The sequence below is a fragment of the Janthinobacterium sp. 67 genome (assembly GCF_002797895.1).
Taxonomy (GTDB): domain Bacteria; phylum Pseudomonadota; class Gammaproteobacteria; order Burkholderiales; family Burkholderiaceae_D; genus Janthinobacterium.
This window is the reverse complement of sequence record NZ_PGES01000001.1, coordinates 4,819,481-4,834,388: the sequence shown is the minus strand read 5'-3', so window position 1 is coordinate 4,834,388 and position 14,908 is coordinate 4,819,481. Positions and strand designations below refer to the sequence as shown.

At 63.2% G+C, this 14,908-nt stretch carries 15 protein-coding genes and 2 tRNA genes; 12 read left to right on the top strand and 5 right to left on the bottom strand.

The features are described 5' to 3' along the window. Positions 1-825: a 2,5-didehydrogluconate reductase DkgB gene (dkgB, locus tag CLU90_RS21665; RefSeq protein WP_092718992.1), complete on the bottom strand. Its 825-nt coding sequence runs from the start codon at positions 823-825 to the stop codon at positions 1-3. A gap of 186 nt (positions 826-1,011) precedes the next feature. Here dkgB and CLU90_RS21660 point away from each other — a divergent pair. From CLU90_RS21660 to CLU90_RS21645, 4 genes are all read left to right on the top strand, one after another. Continuing rightward, positions 1,012-1,087 (top strand) — tRNA-Phe (locus CLU90_RS21660). 127 nt (positions 1,088-1,214) lie between these two features. After that, on the top strand, positions 1,215-1,667 hold the full coding sequence (locus CLU90_RS21655) for a helix-turn-helix transcriptional regulator (RefSeq protein ID WP_092718989.1): 453 nt from the start codon (positions 1,215-1,217) through the stop codon (positions 1,665-1,667). 20 nt (positions 1,668-1,687) lie between these two features. After that, the gene (locus CLU90_RS21650) at positions 1,688-2,119 is read left to right on the top strand and encodes a VOC family protein (RefSeq protein ID WP_092718987.1); all 432 of its coding nucleotides are present in this window, start codon (positions 1,688-1,690) and stop codon (positions 2,117-2,119) included. Further along, on the top strand, positions 2,116-2,355 hold the full coding sequence (locus CLU90_RS21645) for a hypothetical protein (protein WP_092718984.1): 240 nt from the start codon (positions 2,116-2,118) through the stop codon (positions 2,353-2,355). Before CLU90_RS21650 ends, CLU90_RS21645 begins: the two co-directional genes overlap by 4 nt. Positions 2,356-2,396: 41 nt before the next feature. Here the strand turns inward: CLU90_RS21645 and CLU90_RS21640 are convergent, their stop codons facing one another. Continuing rightward, positions 2,397-2,936 carry a DUF2058 domain-containing protein gene (locus tag CLU90_RS21640; RefSeq protein WP_092718983.1) on the bottom strand — a complete coding sequence of 180 codons (540 nt, stop codon included), beginning with the start codon at positions 2,934-2,936 and terminating at the stop codon, positions 2,397-2,399. Positions 2,937-3,200: 264 nt separating this feature from the next. On the opposite strand from CLU90_RS21640, the gene CLU90_RS21635 reads away from it, so the two are divergent. Next, the gene (locus CLU90_RS21635) at positions 3,201-3,506 is read left to right on the top strand and encodes a PsiF family protein (protein WP_092718980.1); all 306 of its coding nucleotides are present in this window, start codon (positions 3,201-3,203) and stop codon (positions 3,504-3,506) included. 46 nt (positions 3,507-3,552) lie between these two features. Here the strand turns inward: CLU90_RS21635 and CLU90_RS21630 are convergent, their stop codons facing one another. Further along, on the bottom strand, positions 3,553-4,272 hold the full coding sequence (locus CLU90_RS21630) for a glutamine amidotransferase-related protein (RefSeq protein WP_092718978.1): 720 nt from the start codon (positions 4,270-4,272) through the stop codon (positions 3,553-3,555). A 34-nt stretch (positions 4,273-4,306) separates the two neighbouring features. Further along, a complete protein-coding gene (gene ptsJ / locus CLU90_RS21625) occupies positions 4,307-5,608 on the bottom strand; it encodes a MocR-like B6 salvage transcription factor PtsJ (RefSeq protein ID WP_092719041.1) in 1,302 nt (433 codons plus the stop codon). 89 nt (positions 5,609-5,697) lie between these two features. Between ptsJ and CLU90_RS21620 the strand changes: the two genes are divergently transcribed. The 4 genes from CLU90_RS21620 (at position 5,698) to CLU90_RS21605 (ending at position 11,945) form a co-directional block, all read left to right on the top strand. Continuing rightward, entirely contained in the window at positions 5,698-6,525 is an 828-nt protein-coding gene (locus tag CLU90_RS21620; protein ID WP_100428901.1) for a YggS family pyridoxal phosphate-dependent enzyme, read from the top strand. 88 nt (positions 6,526-6,613) lie between these two features. After that, on the top strand, positions 6,614-8,872 hold the full coding sequence (locus CLU90_RS30155; RefSeq protein WP_100428900.1) for a putative bifunctional diguanylate cyclase/phosphodiesterase: 2,259 nt from the start codon (positions 6,614-6,616) through the stop codon (positions 8,870-8,872). 92 nt (positions 8,873-8,964) lie between these two features. Continuing rightward, a complete protein-coding gene (locus tag CLU90_RS21610; RefSeq protein ID WP_100428899.1) occupies positions 8,965-11,358 on the top strand; it encodes a S9 family peptidase in 2,394 nt (797 codons plus the stop codon). Positions 11,359-11,504: 146 nt separating this feature from the next. Then, positions 11,505-11,945: a hypothetical protein gene (locus CLU90_RS21605; protein ID WP_100428898.1), complete on the top strand. Its 441-nt coding sequence runs from the start codon at positions 11,505-11,507 to the stop codon at positions 11,943-11,945. 20 nt (positions 11,946-11,965) lie between these two features. Here CLU90_RS21605 and CLU90_RS21600 read toward each other — a convergent pair whose 3' ends face one another. Further along, positions 11,966-12,736: a hypothetical protein gene (locus CLU90_RS21600; protein ID WP_232731290.1), complete on the bottom strand. Its 771-nt coding sequence runs from the start codon at positions 12,734-12,736 to the stop codon at positions 11,966-11,968. A gap of 118 nt (positions 12,737-12,854) precedes the next feature. Between CLU90_RS21600 and CLU90_RS21595 the strand changes: the two genes are divergently transcribed. From CLU90_RS21595 to CLU90_RS21585, 3 genes are all read left to right on the top strand, one after another. Beyond that, positions 12,855-12,930, top strand: a tRNA-Phe gene (locus CLU90_RS21595). A 427-nt stretch (positions 12,931-13,357) separates the two neighbouring features. After that, the gene (locus tag CLU90_RS21590; protein WP_092718967.1) at positions 13,358-14,296 is read left to right on the top strand and encodes a PEP-CTERM sorting domain-containing protein; all 939 of its coding nucleotides are present in this window, start codon (positions 13,358-13,360) and stop codon (positions 14,294-14,296) included. Next, positions 14,296-14,706, top strand: coding sequence for a hypothetical protein (locus tag CLU90_RS21585; RefSeq protein WP_100428897.1), 411 nt, complete (start codon positions 14,296-14,298; stop codon positions 14,704-14,706). The genes CLU90_RS21590 and CLU90_RS21585 overlap by 1 nt, the downstream gene beginning before the upstream one ends. Positions 14,707-14,908 lie beyond the last annotated feature (202 nt).

Below are 14,908 nucleotides of genomic sequence, written 5' to 3'. Positions count from 1 at the left end.
TCAATCCCACTGCGGCGCCAGGCCGTCCGGGTTGGCCAGGCGCTCGCCCCGTTCCAGGGTGGCCATCTGCGCCATCTCGTCCGGCGACAGGGTGATGCGCTGGAAATGCAGGTTCGCTTCCAGGTTGGCGCGCCTGGTCGACGACGGGATCACGGCAAAGCCCTGTTGCAGCGACCAGCTCAGGGCCACTTGCGCCGGCGTCACGCCGTGCTTCGCGGCGATGGCCGCGATCACGGGGTCCGCCATCACCTTGCCATACGCGAGCGGCATGTAGGCCGTGATGTGGATGCCCTGGCTGCGCGCGAAATCGATGACCTTGCGGTTTTGCAGGAAGGGGTGGATCTCGACCTGCTGCGTGGCGATTTCCCCGGCGCCCACCGTATCGATGGCTTGCCGCAGTTGCGCATTCGTGAAATTCGATACGCCGATGGCCCTGGTCCATCCCTGCGCCTTGGCCTGCGCCAGCGCTTCCATATACTCGGCGACGGGAATGGCGTCTTGCGGCGACGGCCAGTGAATCAGGGTCAGGTCCAGCTGCTCCAGCCGCAGCTTGTGCAGGCTGTCCTTCAGGCTGGGAATCAGCCTGTCGCGCTGCAGGTTGTCGATCCATATCTTGGTCGTGACGAACAGCGCGTCGCGCGGGACGACACTGGCGGCGATCGCCTGGCCCACTTCCGCTTCATTGCCGTAGATTTGCGCCGTGTCGATATGGCGGTAGCCAACGTCCAGGCCCATGGTGACGGAATCGATGACGACCTGGCCCTGCAGGCGGAAAGTGCCCAGGCCGATTTCAGGGATGGCGGTGTGTCGGGTAGTCGTGTTCATGCGACAGTCCTCTCGAGTCGGTAACGATGACGACACTATGCGCCCATCCTTTGTTGAGAAAAATACCGTTTATATCAAATCATATTTGATTCACGCGCAAGTAAGATGATGCCCATGCAGGAAATCCGGGAAAAGTCGCAGCCGGCTCTTGCATTCCCGTTTTGGTCTGCTATAATTCGCCACCTTGGCCTGGTAGCTCAGTCGGTAGAGCAGAGGATTGAAAATCCTTGTGTCGGTGGTTCGATTCCGCCCCGGGCCACCAAGAATTAGTTGTTACAGAACGCCAACCCTCGCCGGTTGGCGTTTTCGTTTGTGGCCGAGAAGTCCGTATCGGCCTCCCCCGCTCCTGTGGGCGGTCCCGATAACCAGCAGTTTGGCGCGAGGATAGGATGGGTCAGAGTCCCCTGCTATTGCGGCGATTGTTGCGTGCGAAAGATAGAATGGACGGCGCCCCCGATGAGGATTGGCCCGTCCACCGGCTTGCGCAAGTGAGCGCCGTCTCGGTGGCCTACTTCGCGCGCGAATTCAAAAAGGCCTTCGGCCTGCCCCCACACCGCTACTTGCTTACCCGCCGCATCGAACGTGCCACGGCACTGCTGCGCGGCACCGATCTGCCCATTACGCAGATCGCGCTGCAAACCGGCTGGACCAGTCTTGGCACCTTTGGCCGCATCTTCCGCGACATCACGGGCGCAAGCCCGGGCGAGCTGCGAATGCGCGAGCGCTCAACCCCGCACCTGGGCGAGCATATTCCCGAGTGCGTCATGCGCGATGCCGAACGGCCCAATCTGAATATCGCAGTTTTGGAGAAGCGGCGCAGGAAAGCCACTGGCAAACTGTAGCTTCATTTCAAGGAGCTGATATGACTCAAAGTGTGAATGTGGTCGGCCTGTATGTGCGCGACCAGGAAGAAGCGCTTGCGTTCTACGTCGAAAAATTGGGATTTCGCGTCCACACGGACGTCCGAAATGGCGACTATCGCTGGCTGACGGTGCAGCCTGCGGACCAGCCATCTTTCCAACTCGGCTTGTTCCTTCCCGGACCGCCGATACATGACGCGGCAACCGCGCAAGCCCTGCATGAAATCGTCGCGAAGGGAGCCATGCCGCCCCTGGTGCTGCTGGTGGACGACTGCCGCGCCGCATACGAGCGCCTGAGCAAATGCGGCGTCGAATTCACGCAGGAACCCGTGGATCGCTACGGCCAGGTGGATGCCGGCTTTCGCGACCCTTCCGGCAATGGATGGAAAATGATCGGGGCCGCGGCCAAATCGCCTGTGCGGACATCGCCATGAACTGGCGCCATGGGATACGGCAAAGCCACCGCTGGCTATCCATCGTTTTCACCTTGACGGTAATGGCCAACTTCGCGGCAAGGGCTGTGCACCGGGCCGAACCGCCGCCGTGGATAAGCTACGCGCCACTGCCCCCGCTCTTCCTCATGCTGGTTTCCGGCCTGTACCTGTTCGCGCTGCCGCATTTGAGCAAGCGACGCGACAGCACGCAAAAACGGGCCGTTTCCGGCCCGTAGCGACTCACATCCGGCGCACTAGGCGCCGGGTAATCATCCTCTTACCACATCAAATCATCGGGAATCTGGAACGCCGCATACGGATCGTCCTCATCGACTTCCGTGCTGGCCTGTTTCACGCGCACGACGATGGCGGGGTCGCGTTCGGCGATCTTGTCGGCGATGACGCGCGGCACCAGTTCCACGGCGCCGCCCAGGCAGACGATGACCAGGCGGCCCGCCACCAGGTGGGCCTGCACGGCGGCCGTGACGTAGATGCGCTCGATCTTGTTATTAAATGTAAAGTTGTATGGCACGTCGCCGTTGTTGCCCTTGCTCTGGCGGTTCTTTTGCACCATTTGCGCGATCTGCGCCACGATGGCTTTCTGGTTGGCGGCCGCGTCGCGCTGGGCGTTCAGTTCGCGCGCGCGTTCCGCGTTCTTGCGCTGGGTCTCGAGCGCGGCCAGGCGCACCTCGTCGACGCTTTGCGTGCCGCTCTTGCGCTCGTCCTTTTTCTGCTTGCTCTTGTCCTGGTTGGCCAGTTTGACCTTCTTCTTGTCGACCAGGCCGGCCTTTAAAAACTGCTCTTGCAACGAGACCATAACTACTCCGTATTGAGGGTGCGCCGGCCAAGGCAGCGGCATCGGCCGGGGGAAAGACGCTAGCATAGCAAAAAACCGGGGCGCTGCCGCCGCAACATGGCTGCCCGGGCTGGCTGGCAGGCGCCTTGTGCCTGCCAGTAACAAAAAGACACACTCGCGTGGAAATTTTGTTGATAAATGTCATATAGTTAGTTACGTTCTGCATATCGGCATTGCCTGCCGATTGCACGTCCCCTTCCACCGACTGCGTCTAAAGGATTTACCATGAAACAATTAATCGCCCTCTGCATCGCCACCGCGTTTGCCAGCACCGCCTTTGCCGCCGCACCGGAAGCGGCGCCCGTCGCCAAGACGGCCCAACAGTCAAAAATGACGACCTGCAATGCGGATGCGGCCGGCAAGAAAGGCGACGAGCGCAAGACCTTCATGAAAGAATGCCTAAGCGCCAAGCCGGCGCCGGCCATGACGCAGCAAAACAAGATGAAAGCGTGCAATGTCGACGCCAAGGACATGAAGGGCGATGCCCGCAAGGCCTTCATGAAGGAATGCCTGAGCGCGCCGAAGAAATAAGCGCCTCGCCGCTTGCCCCCACAACGCCAGCATCATGCTGGCGTTTTTATTGCGCCGCGTACGCCTGCATCAGGCGGTCAAGGAAGATAAAAAGCTGGCCGTTCATGGCTTGCCAGTCGTGGGCGCGCAGGATCGCTGGCTGCTGCACGTAGCGGTGCGACGCCAGCGTGGCCAGTTCTGCTTCCGACGCGGCGATCAGCAGCTCGACCACTTCCGGCGTGAACTCCATGTGGCACTGGAAGCCGTACACCAGATTGCCGTATTCGACGATCTGGCGCGGGCAGCCTTCGCTATAGGCGATGACTTTCGCATTGCCGGTCAGGCCCGGCATGTCGCTGTGCCAATGCCCCGTTTCCAGGACGTCGCCGACATGCGCGAACTTGCCGTTCGCCTTTCCGTCCGCCGTCAGCATGATGGGAAACTTGCCGATTTCCTTTTCAGGACTGTGCGCATGGGGCGCTCCCAGGGCCGCGCCGATCAGCTGCGCGCCCAGGCAAACGCCGACCACCGCCTTGCCCGCCGCGGCGCATGCGGCAATCAGGGCCTGTTCGGCTGCCGCATCGAAATGCGGACACTCCTCGCGCGTCGTCGACGGCGACTGCGGACCGCCCAGGACGACCAGCAGGTCGATGTCCGCGATGGAAGCGGGCAGCGGCTCGAGGGCATAAACGCGGGAATACGTGGCCTCGTGGCCGCGCTCGCGCACCCAGGTCCCATAGGCGCCCGGCGCCTCGAACGCTTCATGCACGATGAAATGGACTTTCATGATGTTCCCTTCCTATGGCGAGTAACTAAAAAAACTATGGCCGGCCCAGCACTTGGGCCAGCACGCGGGCGAAGGCCTGCGCGCCCGCTTCATCGATGCTCGACACGGTGATCCGCAATCCGTGCGCCGGCGCCTGCACGCCGAAGGCTTCGCCGCCGCGCACCAGCCAGCCATGCCGGGCCAGCGCCAGCACGGCCGCCTGGCTGCTGTCCGGCAGCGGCAGCCACAGGTTCAGGCCATCGGCGGGACCTGCGCAGACCAGGCCTTGCGCCGCCAGCGCCACCGCCACCATGTCGCGGCGGCGCGCATAGTCGGCGCGGGCCAGGACCACCTGCGCGGACACGTCGGGCGACGACAGGCAAGCGCTGACGGCATCCTGCAAGAGATGGCTGACCCAGTTCGTGCCGGGCGCCAGGCGCAGGCGCAGGCGGTGGGCAGTCTGCCCGTCGCTGGCGACGACGGCCAGGCGCAGGTCGGGGCCGAAGATCTTCGACACGGAACGGATCAGCGCCCAGCGCCGGGCCGCAGGGGGTATCACGTCCTGGTAGCCGGCCGTGGACAGCAGCGAGAAATGGTCGTCGACGATGACCAGCACGTGCGGGTAGGCGGCCAGCACCGCGCGCAGCTGGTCCGCGCGCGCCGCGCTCAGGCTGCAGCTGGTGGGATTGTGCGCGCGCGGCGTCACGATGACGGCTTGCGCGCCTTGCGCCAGCGCCCGCTCCAGCGCCCCGGCCTGCATGCCCTCGGCATCGACGGCCACGCCAACGGCGTGCAGCCCGGCGATGCGCAAGGTGTTGATGCTGCTGACGAAGCACGGGTCTTCCACGGCCACCTTGTCGCCTGCGGCCAGGTACGCCCCCAGGAGGCGCTCGACCGCATCGACGGCCCCATTCGTCACGGTGATGTCGTGGCCTTCGGGGCAATCGCCGGCCATCCAGCGCCTCGCCAGCACTTCCAGTTCCGGGTCGACGGTGGCCTCGCCATACAGGCGCGGACGATATGGCTTGCGCGCCAGGGCCGCGCCGACGTCGGGCAGCCAGGCCAGGTTCGGATTGCCGCCGCCCACGTCGGCCAAGGGCGAACCGGGAAGCAAGCCTTCCTGCTCGCCGGGATCGCGCTGCGCGCGGATGGCCGTGCCCAGACGCCCTTGCGTGACCGCGATGCCGGCCGTCACCAGGCGCTGGTACGCGAGCGACACGGTATTGCGGTTGACGCCCAAGGTCGCGGCCAGCTCGCGCACGGTCGGCAACTCCTGACCCGGCAGCAATTCGCCCGCCTGCGTCAGCGCGCGGATGCAGTCGAACAGTTCAGCGGCGGTTTTTCCGGCAATCTTCACGATAGTCTCAGACATGATATATTTTGGCATAGGACAATAGTACACCACTCCCGCACCTCCTGCCGCTAAGACTGACACAAGGCCGACACATGAACAAAGACACTCCCCTGCTCACTCCCACCATGCACGAGCGGCATGGGCGCTGGCCGCAAGCCGTGTCGGTGGACGACTTCCGCCGCAATCTGGCGGCAGTGCATGCGCGCATGGCGGCCGCCTGCCAGCGGATCGGGCGCGATCCGTCCGGCGTGCGTCTGCTGCCCGTCAGCAAGACCAAGCCCGAGGCGAGCCTGCGCCTGGCCTACGCCGCCGGTTGCCGCATGCTGGGAGAAAACAAGCCGCAGGAGGCGGACCGAAAATGGGAAGCGATGGCGGACCTGGCCGACCTGCAATGGTCGGTGATCGGCCATTTGCAGACCAACAAGGCCAAGCTGGTGGCGCGCTTTGCCAGCGAATTCCAGGCGCTCGACAGCCTGCGCGTGGCCGAGGCGCTGGAACGGCGCCTGCAAGCGGAAGGGCGCGGGCTCGACGTGTTCGTGCAAGTAAACACCTCGGGAGAAGCCAGCAAGTACGGCTTGCCGCCGGACGAGGTCGCCGCTTTCCTGCGCGAGCTGTCCGCCTTCCCGTCGCTGCGCGTGCGCGGACTCATGACATTGGCGCTGTTGTCGGCGGAAGCCGTGCGCGTGCGCCGCTGCTTCGTGCTGCTGCGCGAATTGCGCGACCGGCTGCGCCAGGATGCCCCCGATGGCGTCAGTCTGGACGAGCTGTCGATGGGCATGTCCGGCGATTATGAAATCGCCATCGAAGAAGGCGCCACCGTCGTGCGCGTCGGCCAGGCCATCTTCGGCGCGCGGGACACGCCCGATAGCCACTACTGGCCGACAGCGGAAGGTGGTCGCGCCGTCAATCATGCCGAATGATCAAGATGACATGCTGAAAGATACCGCGTAATATTTTTACCATACTGCTCAGCTCGGCAGCACAGCTCCCTGGGGAAAGGATGGCAGCGTGGCCGCGTCGAACGATCTCGCGCACTGGCGCGGACAGATTTTTACGCGCCTGCTGCAGGCGGTGCTGCTGCTGGGCGTGGCGACGGCCATCCCCAGCGCCCTGCTGGCCGCGCGCGAAGCTATCTGGTCCATAGTCGCCCTCGACTTGCTGGCCATCGGCTGGATCGGCGCCATCTGGCATTGGCGCGCCATGCCCTACCACTGGCGCGTATGGCAATTTCTCATCGTCGCCTATCTCGTGGGCGTGGGCCTGCTGCTGAAAATCGGCCCCGTCAGCCAGATCTACATGATGCTCATGCCCGTGCTGGCGGCCCTGCTGCTGGGCATGCGGCCAGCCTTGTCGACCCTGGCCCTGACGTCGCTGACCATCTTCCTGCTCGGCCTGCATCCCGACGTGGCTCTGCACGTGCAGGGCGTGCCCGATTCGCCCGTGCTGCGCGCGCTGATCGTGGCCCTGAACTTCCTGTTCATCGCCGCCGTGCTGACCCTGTCCTGCGCCTTCCTGCTGCGCCACCTGGAACGCAGCAGCCAGGCCCTGTCGCAGCTGAATGCCGACCTGCGCTTGACGGCCACGGCGCTGGCCCGCCTGAACGACATGGTGATGATCGCCGAAGTGGCCGATGCCACCGCCGACGCAACGCCGGCCACGCGCATCATCTTCGTCAACGACGCCTTCGAGCGCAGCAGCGGCTATGCGCGCGCCGAGGTAATGGGCCGCAGCCTGCTGTTCCAGCAGGGTCCCGCCACCGATGCGGGCGAGCTGGCGCGCATCGCCGCCGCCATGGCCCGCGCCCAGCCGGCACGCGCGGAGCTGCTGAACTACGACAAGGCCGGCAAGGCGTACTGGGTCGAGGCGGAACTGGTGCCGTTCACGGATGCGGACGGCAGGCAGACGCACTGGGTGGCCGTCGAGCGCGAAATCGACGAGCGCAAGAAATCGGAAGCGGACATCCACCGCCTGGCCTTCTACGACGTGCTGACGGGCCTGCCCAACCGGCGCCTGCTGATGGACCGCATCGGCCACCTGCTGGCCGCCGCGCCGCGCGACCAGTCCATCAGCGCGCTGATGTTCATCGACCTCGATCACTTCAAGCACATCAACGACGCGCGCGGCCACGCCACGGGCGACGCGCTGCTGCGCCTGGCGGGAGAACGGCTGGCGCAGCTGATGCGCAAGGCCGACACGGTGGCGCGCATCGGCGGCGATGAATTCGTCGTGCTGCTGGCGCACCTGGCCAATGACCTGGACAGCGCCGCCCGCGCGGCGGCCCAGGTGGCCGAGAAAATCCGCGCCGCCATCGCGCGCGACTTCGAGATCGGCGCGCAGTCCTATCATTGCAGCGCCAGCATCGGCGTGACCCTGCTGCCGAAAATGGAGCAGCAGGCACACGACCTGCTGCGCGAAGCGGACATCGCCATGTACCGCGCCAAGGCGGAAGGGCGCAACGGCATCGCCTTCTTCGAAGCGGCCATGCAGGCGGGCGTGGAGCGTCGCCTGACCCTGGAACGGGCACTGGCGCGCGCCCTCGATGACGGTGCCTTATGCATGCACGTGCAGCCGCAGCTCGACCGCCATGGCCGGGTGACGGGCGCCGAACTGCTGATGCGCTGGCCGCAGGCGGACGGCAGCCATATCGCGCCCGGCGTGTTCATTCCGATTGCCGAGGAATCGGGGCTGATCGTCAGGCTCGGCCACTGGGCGCTGCGCGAAGCATGCCGCGCCGCCAGGGTGCTGGCGCAGGCGGGACAGCCCGTCGCACTGTCGGTGAACGTCAGCCCGGCCCAGTTTCGCCAGCCCGATTTCGCTTCCCGCGTACAGGCGGCGCTGGCCGAACACGGCACGCCGGCCGGCGCCCTGATCCTGGAATTGACGGAGGGTTTGCTGATCGACCAGCGCGACGCCTCGCTGGCGCGCATGCGCGCACTGGCGGAGCTGGGCATCCGCTTTTCCATCGACGATTTCGGCACCGGTTATTCCAGCCTCGCCTACCTGACCTCGATGCCGCTGTACGAACTCAAAATCGACAAGCGCTTCATCGACGACACGCCGCACGATGCGCGCGGCACGGCCATCGTGCAAGCGATCCTGGCCATGGCGCGCCACCTGGGCTTGCGCGTCGTGGCCGAAGGCGTGGAAACGCAGGAGCAGGCCGATTTTTTGATCGCCCACGATTGCGACGGTTTGCAAGGCTACCTGTACGCACGGCCCATGCCCTTGCCCGACTTCCTGACCTGGCTGGCCGGGCGTCAAGCTTAGCTTTCCGACATTTCCTGCACGCAACTCCTCCGCTAGAATACCGGCCTCATAGCCTGTACCTTCACCATCCCCTTTGATTAAAGCGATCCCCGATGCGTCTGGTTCTTCCCCTGCTGCCGCCCCTGCTGCTCTCTCTGCTGCCCGCCGCGCATGCGGCCCCTTCCTCCACCGCCACCGCGCCCACGCCGATCACGCTGGACCAGGCCATGGCCGATCCCGACTGGATCGGCACCCCCGTCGAAGCGGCATGGTGGGGCTGGAATGGCCAGCTGTATTACAAGCAAAAACGCCTCGGCTCGCCCCTGCGCGACACGTTTCAAGTCGCCGGCGCGAACGCCAGACTCAATAGCGGCAAGCAGGTCGACGATGCGCAGCTGGCCAATCTCGATGGCCAGCAGATGGTCGTCAACCGGGCCGGCACGCGCGCCATCCTGCTGCGCAACGGCGACCTGTTCGAGCGCGACCTGAAAAACGGCGCCCTGACGCAAATCACGCGCGGTGTGACGGCCATCAGCGACCCGCAATATTCCAGCGACGGCGGCGCCGTGCAATACCGCAGCGGCACGGACTGGTTCAGCTGGAACCGCGCGGAGCGCCTGAGCGCCCCCGTGGCCCTGCTGCGCGCGGCCAAGGACCCGGACGCCAAGCCGGAAGCGGACGCCCTGCGCGAATTGCAACTGCGCCTGATCGTCAACCTGGCGCGCCAGAAGGAAGACCGCGACGCAAACCGCGAACGCCGCCACGAAGAGCGCCGCCTGGACGCCACGCGCGCGCCGGAACCGATCTACCTGGGCGAGAAAGTGACGATTTCCGGCGGCGCCCTGTCGCCGGACGGCCGCTGGCTGCTGTTCGTCACGCAAGACAAGGCCGCCGAAAAGGGCAAGCTGGGCAAACTGGCCCGCTACGTGACGGAAACGGGCTACCCGGAAGCGGACGACGAACGCACGCGCGTGGGCCGCAACATGCCGATTGCGCAAAGCCTGACACTGGCCGACCTGCGCACGGGCCAGGTGCGCGAGATCGCCTTTGACAGCCTGCCGGGCATCGCCGTCGACCCGCTGGCAGCCTTGCGCGCCGAACAGAAACTGCCGCCCCTGAAAGGCAACCGTCCCGTGCGCATCGATGCCCAGCGCGACGGCATCGCCTGGACCGATGACGGCAGCAAGGCCGCCGTGCGCATCCGCGCCATCGACAACAAGGACGGCTGGCTCGCCAGCGTCGACCTGGCCAATGGCGCCCTCGTGCCCGTGCACCGCATCAGCGATACGGCCTGGGTCAACCGCCGCGCCGAGGAATTCGGCTGGCTGCCCGACAACGCCACCTTGTGGTATCTGTCCGAAGAAAGCGGCTACGCCCACCTGTACACGAAAACGGGCGCGGCCCCGGCACGCGCACTGACCAGCGGCCAGTGGGAAGTGAGCGCCGTCGAGTGGAGCCGCGACGGCAGGACCGCCTATTTTCTGTGCAACCGGCAGGCGCCAGGCACGTATGAAGTGTGCGCCAGCACGGCCAGGGATGGCGGCGCGCGCGAAGTCACGAATTTGAAAGGCGTGGAAAATTTCGGCCTGTCACCCGATGGCGGCAAGCTGCTGCTGCGCTATTCGACCAGCTATATGCCGGCCCAGCTGGCCACGATTTCCGTTGCCGGCGGCAAGGCGACTATCCTCACGGATACGCGCAGCGACGCCTTCAAGGCGCGCAACTGGGTCATGCCGGAACTGGTGCAAGTGCCCTCCACGCATGGCGCGGCGCCGATCTGGGCCAAGCTGTACCGGCCCGCGCAGCTGGAAGCGGGCAAGCGCTATCCGATCGTCATGTTCGCGCACGGCGCCGGCTACCTGCAGAACGTGACCGAGCGCTATCCCGTCTACTTCCGCGAACAGATGTTTCACAATCTGCTGGTCGAGCAAGGCTACATCGTGCTCGACGTCGACTACCGCGCCTCGCTCGGCTACGGCAGCGCCTGGCGCACGGCCATCTACCGCCAGATGGGCCACCCGGAACTGGAAGATTTCATCGATGGCGCCAACTGGCTGGCGCAGCAGCACCAGGGCGACATCCGGAACGTGGGCATCTATGGCGGCAGCTATGGCGGCTTCATGAGCCTGATGGCCCTGATGCGCGCGCCGGACGTCTTCAAGTCGGGCGCCGCCCTGCGCCCCGTGACGGACTGGACCACCTACAATCACGAGTACACGGCCAACATCCTGAACACGCCGGACATCGATCCGCAAGCGTATAAAATCTCGTCGCCGATCGAATACGCGGACAAGCTGACGGGCAACCTGCTGATCGCCCACGGCATGATCGACGACAACGTGTTTTACCAGGACTCCGTGCGCCTGTCGCAGCGCCTGATCGAGCTGAAAAAGGATAACTGGGAAATGGCCAGCTACCCGATGGAGCGCCACGGCTTCGTGCAGCCGGAAGCGTGGTATGACGAATACCGCCGCATCTATCAGTTGTTCCAGCGCACGCTGAAATAAACCTCCCTGCCCGCTGTATGCGGGCATTTTTTATGCTTGAGCCCATTCAGCGGCCGCGGCGGCGTGTCCAATGATCGGTTGCACGATGTGCGGCCAGCGCGCGAATCGCGCTTGCCATTTACGCAAGCCTGGCACATGATAAGGGCATGCACACACCTACCTACTCCACCCTTTTGCCACTGCTGCGCGCCGCCTGCGCCAGCGTCCTGCTGCTGGCCGCCAGCGCCTGCGGCAGCGCCCCCACGCAAGACGATGCGCCGCCCGCCCCCGGCAATGCCGGCTTGCTGGCGCAAATCCAGGCGGAGGTGGGCGCCGCCGCCTGCGATTCCACGCAGCAATGTCAAACCATCGCCATCGGCGCCAAGGCTTGCGGCGGACCCGAGCGCTACCTGGCCTGGTCCAGCAAGAACAATGACGGCAAGAAACTCAAGGCCCTGGCCCAGGCGCAAGCCGAGGCCAGCCGCAAGCAGCAGCAGGCGGACGGCATGATGTCGACCTGCTCCATCGTCACGGACCCGGGCGCCACCTGCGAAGCGGGACGCTGCGTGCTGCAAAAGAGCGCCATGGGCGGCAACGCCGCCATGTAAGGGAATGATGCGGCAACACGTCAGGACTGCAATTGCAAAGTCTTGACGATCTTGCTTTCCACCTTCTCGCCCGCGCCCGAGGTGGCATTCTTGCTCTCCTTGCGCAGCAACAATAAATGGTCGCCGCTGACGCCATACTGGCGCGTCTCGTCCGTCTTTTGCGTAAAGCTGACGACGACAAAGGCGCGCCCGCTGACGTCAAAGTGGAAACGGCTGGCCAGCGGCGTGCCATCCGCGGCGATCCACACCTCGATGCCGCCTTCAAACTTCTTCACATACTTGCGGTCTTTCTCAGGCACCTTGTCGAGCGACAAGGTAAAGCTGAGCAGGCGCGCCGGCTTGCCCTTGTAGCTGTCGACCTTTTCGCCGCTGAACACGGCTTCCTCGATCTCGCGCGACAGAGCGTCCGCCGCCGACACCATCGAGCGCAGCTCCGTCGCCTTCATTTCCCCCAGCGCAAAGCCGATCGGCGTCTTGACCTTGGGATCTTTCACCTTGGCGCGCTGCTCGGCCTCCACTTTCGCCAGCAACTCCTTGCCATAGAGCACCTGCAAGCCCGCCGGCCCGCCGTCGACGGTGACCGTGGCCTGGCCGCTGTCTTCTTCCGCCTCCTTGCCCTCGCCTTCGCGGCGCCAGCTTTTCGATTCCACCTGCGCCTTGATCGGCGTCTGCCCCTGCAGCCGCGCCAGCGCCGCATTCAGATCGGCCAGCCCATCGGCTCGCGCCACACCGCACACCACGCTGAACAAGCCGCCCAGCACCAGCCATTGCACGCCATTACGTCGCTGCATCGCCATTCCCTTCAGTTCATACAAGGATGCCAAAACACCATGTTTTGGCCATCTGTTGCATTTGAACACAGCTAGCTCTGGTCAGGTGGAAAGTCTTTCTGCTATAATTCGCCGCCTTGGCCTGGTAGCTCAGTCGGTAGAGCAGAGGATTGAAAATCCTTGTGTCGGTGGTTCGATTCCGCCCCGGGCCACCAAGAACATCATTCACGCAACGCCCACTCATCGAAGTGGGCGTTGTCGTTTTGGGGATGCACAGTCCTCGATCAGGTCGATTTCCGGCCAGCCTCTACCAAATCCCTCCCCCCGCCTGCCCCGAACGCTTCTGCAATTAACGTAAAGGACGCCTGTCACCCCTCGACGACAGCGTGTAGGTGCTGTAGGGCGGCATCAGGTATGTGCGTTGCCCACCTTGCCGTGCTATTGACCCGATAAACGCTGAATGGCGCATGAATGTCAAGGCTAAAACAAAAAGCATGTAAAAATTATATCTATTTACCGATGTTTATAAGACATGTATTATTGATAATTGTAGTGCCATAATTGTAACGCAACTGGTCATTATGCGATATTTCCTTGATCCTTGGGAAATATTTACAATAAATTAAAATTATCGGGAATTATATGAATTTGAAAAAGGTTGTTATTGCTTTAGCTTTGGCTTGTGGTGCGGCACACGCATCGGCAATGACCGTGAACGCCGACTACTCGCAGCTTGGCACCGTGTATCAAAACCTCTCGGGCATGCTGTCGAACACCCACTCCACAGGCGCGACCGATGTCACCAGCCTGTTTCAATACAACACTCAGACCGCTCTGAACTATTGGAGCAATGCGGTCCTGCTGCCATTGACGACCACCATTACTTTCAAGCTGGGCGATCTTTCGAGCCGTTCGGCAGCTGGAACCTCCATTATCGACACGACTGATGCCAATGGTCGTCCTTTAACGACGACCATCATTGTCGATAACACGGCAACCTCCTTGTTTTTGGACACAACGCCAACCGACAACTCCGAGTTCAACATCGCGTCGGTCAATGCTACACTGGGCGGCGGCAGTGTTAACATCAGCCGGTTTGGCGCTGCGAACACAACAGCCGCCTCTGGCGGGTATGATTTTCTGACGCTGATACTGCACGAGGCAGAGCACTCGCTGGGCTTTTCATCCGGTACTCAACGTTTTGACAACGTCATCAATGCAACGGGAGATATGTTGGAAATTTCCTCATCGCTTTCCGGCTTACCCGCCAGCTTTGGCGTGGCCGTCAGCGGCACCCATATTGACGGTATTGCCGACAACGGGTTCTTCAACAACACCTCGTTGGCCTTGCCAGGTTTTAATGCCGGCGAACGTGCTTTGCTGTCGGGCGTAGACATCCTGGCCGTGTGCCAGATCCAGGGCTGCACCAGCTCGCAGATCAACCTCGACCCGAGCGCAACTGTTTCTCCAGTACCGGAACCGACATCCTGGGCCATGATGATCTTGGGCCTGGCCACGGTTATCGGCTTTGGCCGCCGTCGCGCACGCCCGGCACCCAACAATGCACTGATGAGCGCCTAATGCGACGCGGCGTCCTGGCCTCCGTTTTTCTTGGTGTTTCGTTGATGGGTCATGCCACGACGCCGCTGCAATCCGACGTGTCGCTACAGCTTGTGAATGCGGATCCGCACGTCGCGATTCGCATTTACCTGGACAGGAAATTGGTTTATCAGGGCATGCCTTCACAAGGCAATGCGGGCGACTCGCCGAGCGTTCCAGTTAAGGTTGGAACGTTCTCCCTTGATAAGTTGACGCGACATACGATTATTGCGGAAGTCGTCGGCTCTCCCATAAAGTCGCAGGTGGAGTGGGCACCCAACAGTATGTCATCTAACTGGGCCGTTATCTCCTACTATCGTGGTCGGGAAAAGCCTGCTGAACCGGCTTTTTTTGGCATCGCGTTCCAAAAAGAGGCTTACAAGACGAAATAAGCAGCGACGGCTATCGCTACTAGCGGTGCACTGCAACTTAGCATGGCCATCTATGCCAATCAGACTGCGCTCGGGCACGCCTATCGCGTCATCGCGTAGGGCTTGGCTCATAAATTGCCCCCCTGTATCGGTGGTTCGATTCCGCCCCGGGCCACCAAGAATTCAGCAGGACATAGTAAAAAGCCAACCTTCGGGTTGGCGT

Coding starts and splice junctions, on each gene's coding strand:
- CLU90_RS21635 (WP_092718980.1), top strand. CDS start 3,201: ATGAAACAATTAATCGCCCTCTGCATCGCCACCGCGTTTGCCAGCACC.
- CLU90_RS21655 (WP_092718989.1), top strand. CDS start 1,215: ATGGGTCAGAGTCCCCTGCTATTGCGGCGATTGTTGCGTGCGAAAGAT.
- CLU90_RS21605 (WP_100428898.1), top strand. CDS start 11,505: ATGCACACACCTACCTACTCCACCCTTTTGCCACTGCTGCGCGCCGCC.
- CLU90_RS21600 (WP_232731290.1), bottom strand. CDS start 12,736: ATGCAGCGACGTAATGGCGTGCAATGGCTGGTGCTGGGCGGCTTGTTC.
- CLU90_RS21650 (WP_092718987.1), top strand. CDS start 1,688: ATGACTCAAAGTGTGAATGTGGTCGGCCTGTATGTGCGCGACCAGGAA.
- CLU90_RS21640 (WP_092718983.1), bottom strand. CDS start 2,936: ATGGTCTCGTTGCAAGAGCAGTTTTTAAAGGCCGGCCTGGTCGACAAG.
- CLU90_RS21590 (WP_092718967.1), top strand. CDS start 13,358: ATGAATTTGAAAAAGGTTGTTATTGCTTTAGCTTTGGCTTGTGGTGCG.
- CLU90_RS21620 (WP_100428901.1), top strand. CDS start 5,698: ATGAACAAAGACACTCCCCTGCTCACTCCCACCATGCACGAGCGGCAT.
- CLU90_RS21630 (WP_092718978.1), bottom strand. CDS start 4,272: ATGAAAGTCCATTTCATCGTGCATGAAGCGTTCGAGGCGCCGGGCGCC.
- CLU90_RS21585 (WP_100428897.1), top strand. CDS start 14,296: ATGCGACGCGGCGTCCTGGCCTCCGTTTTTCTTGGTGTTTCGTTGATG.
- dkgB (WP_092718992.1), bottom strand. CDS start 825: ATGAACACGACTACCCGACACACCGCCATCCCTGAAATCGGCCTGGGC.
- CLU90_RS21645 (WP_092718984.1), top strand. CDS start 2,116: ATGAACTGGCGCCATGGGATACGGCAAAGCCACCGCTGGCTATCCATC.
- CLU90_RS21610 (WP_100428899.1), top strand. CDS start 8,965: ATGCGTCTGGTTCTTCCCCTGCTGCCGCCCCTGCTGCTCTCTCTGCTG.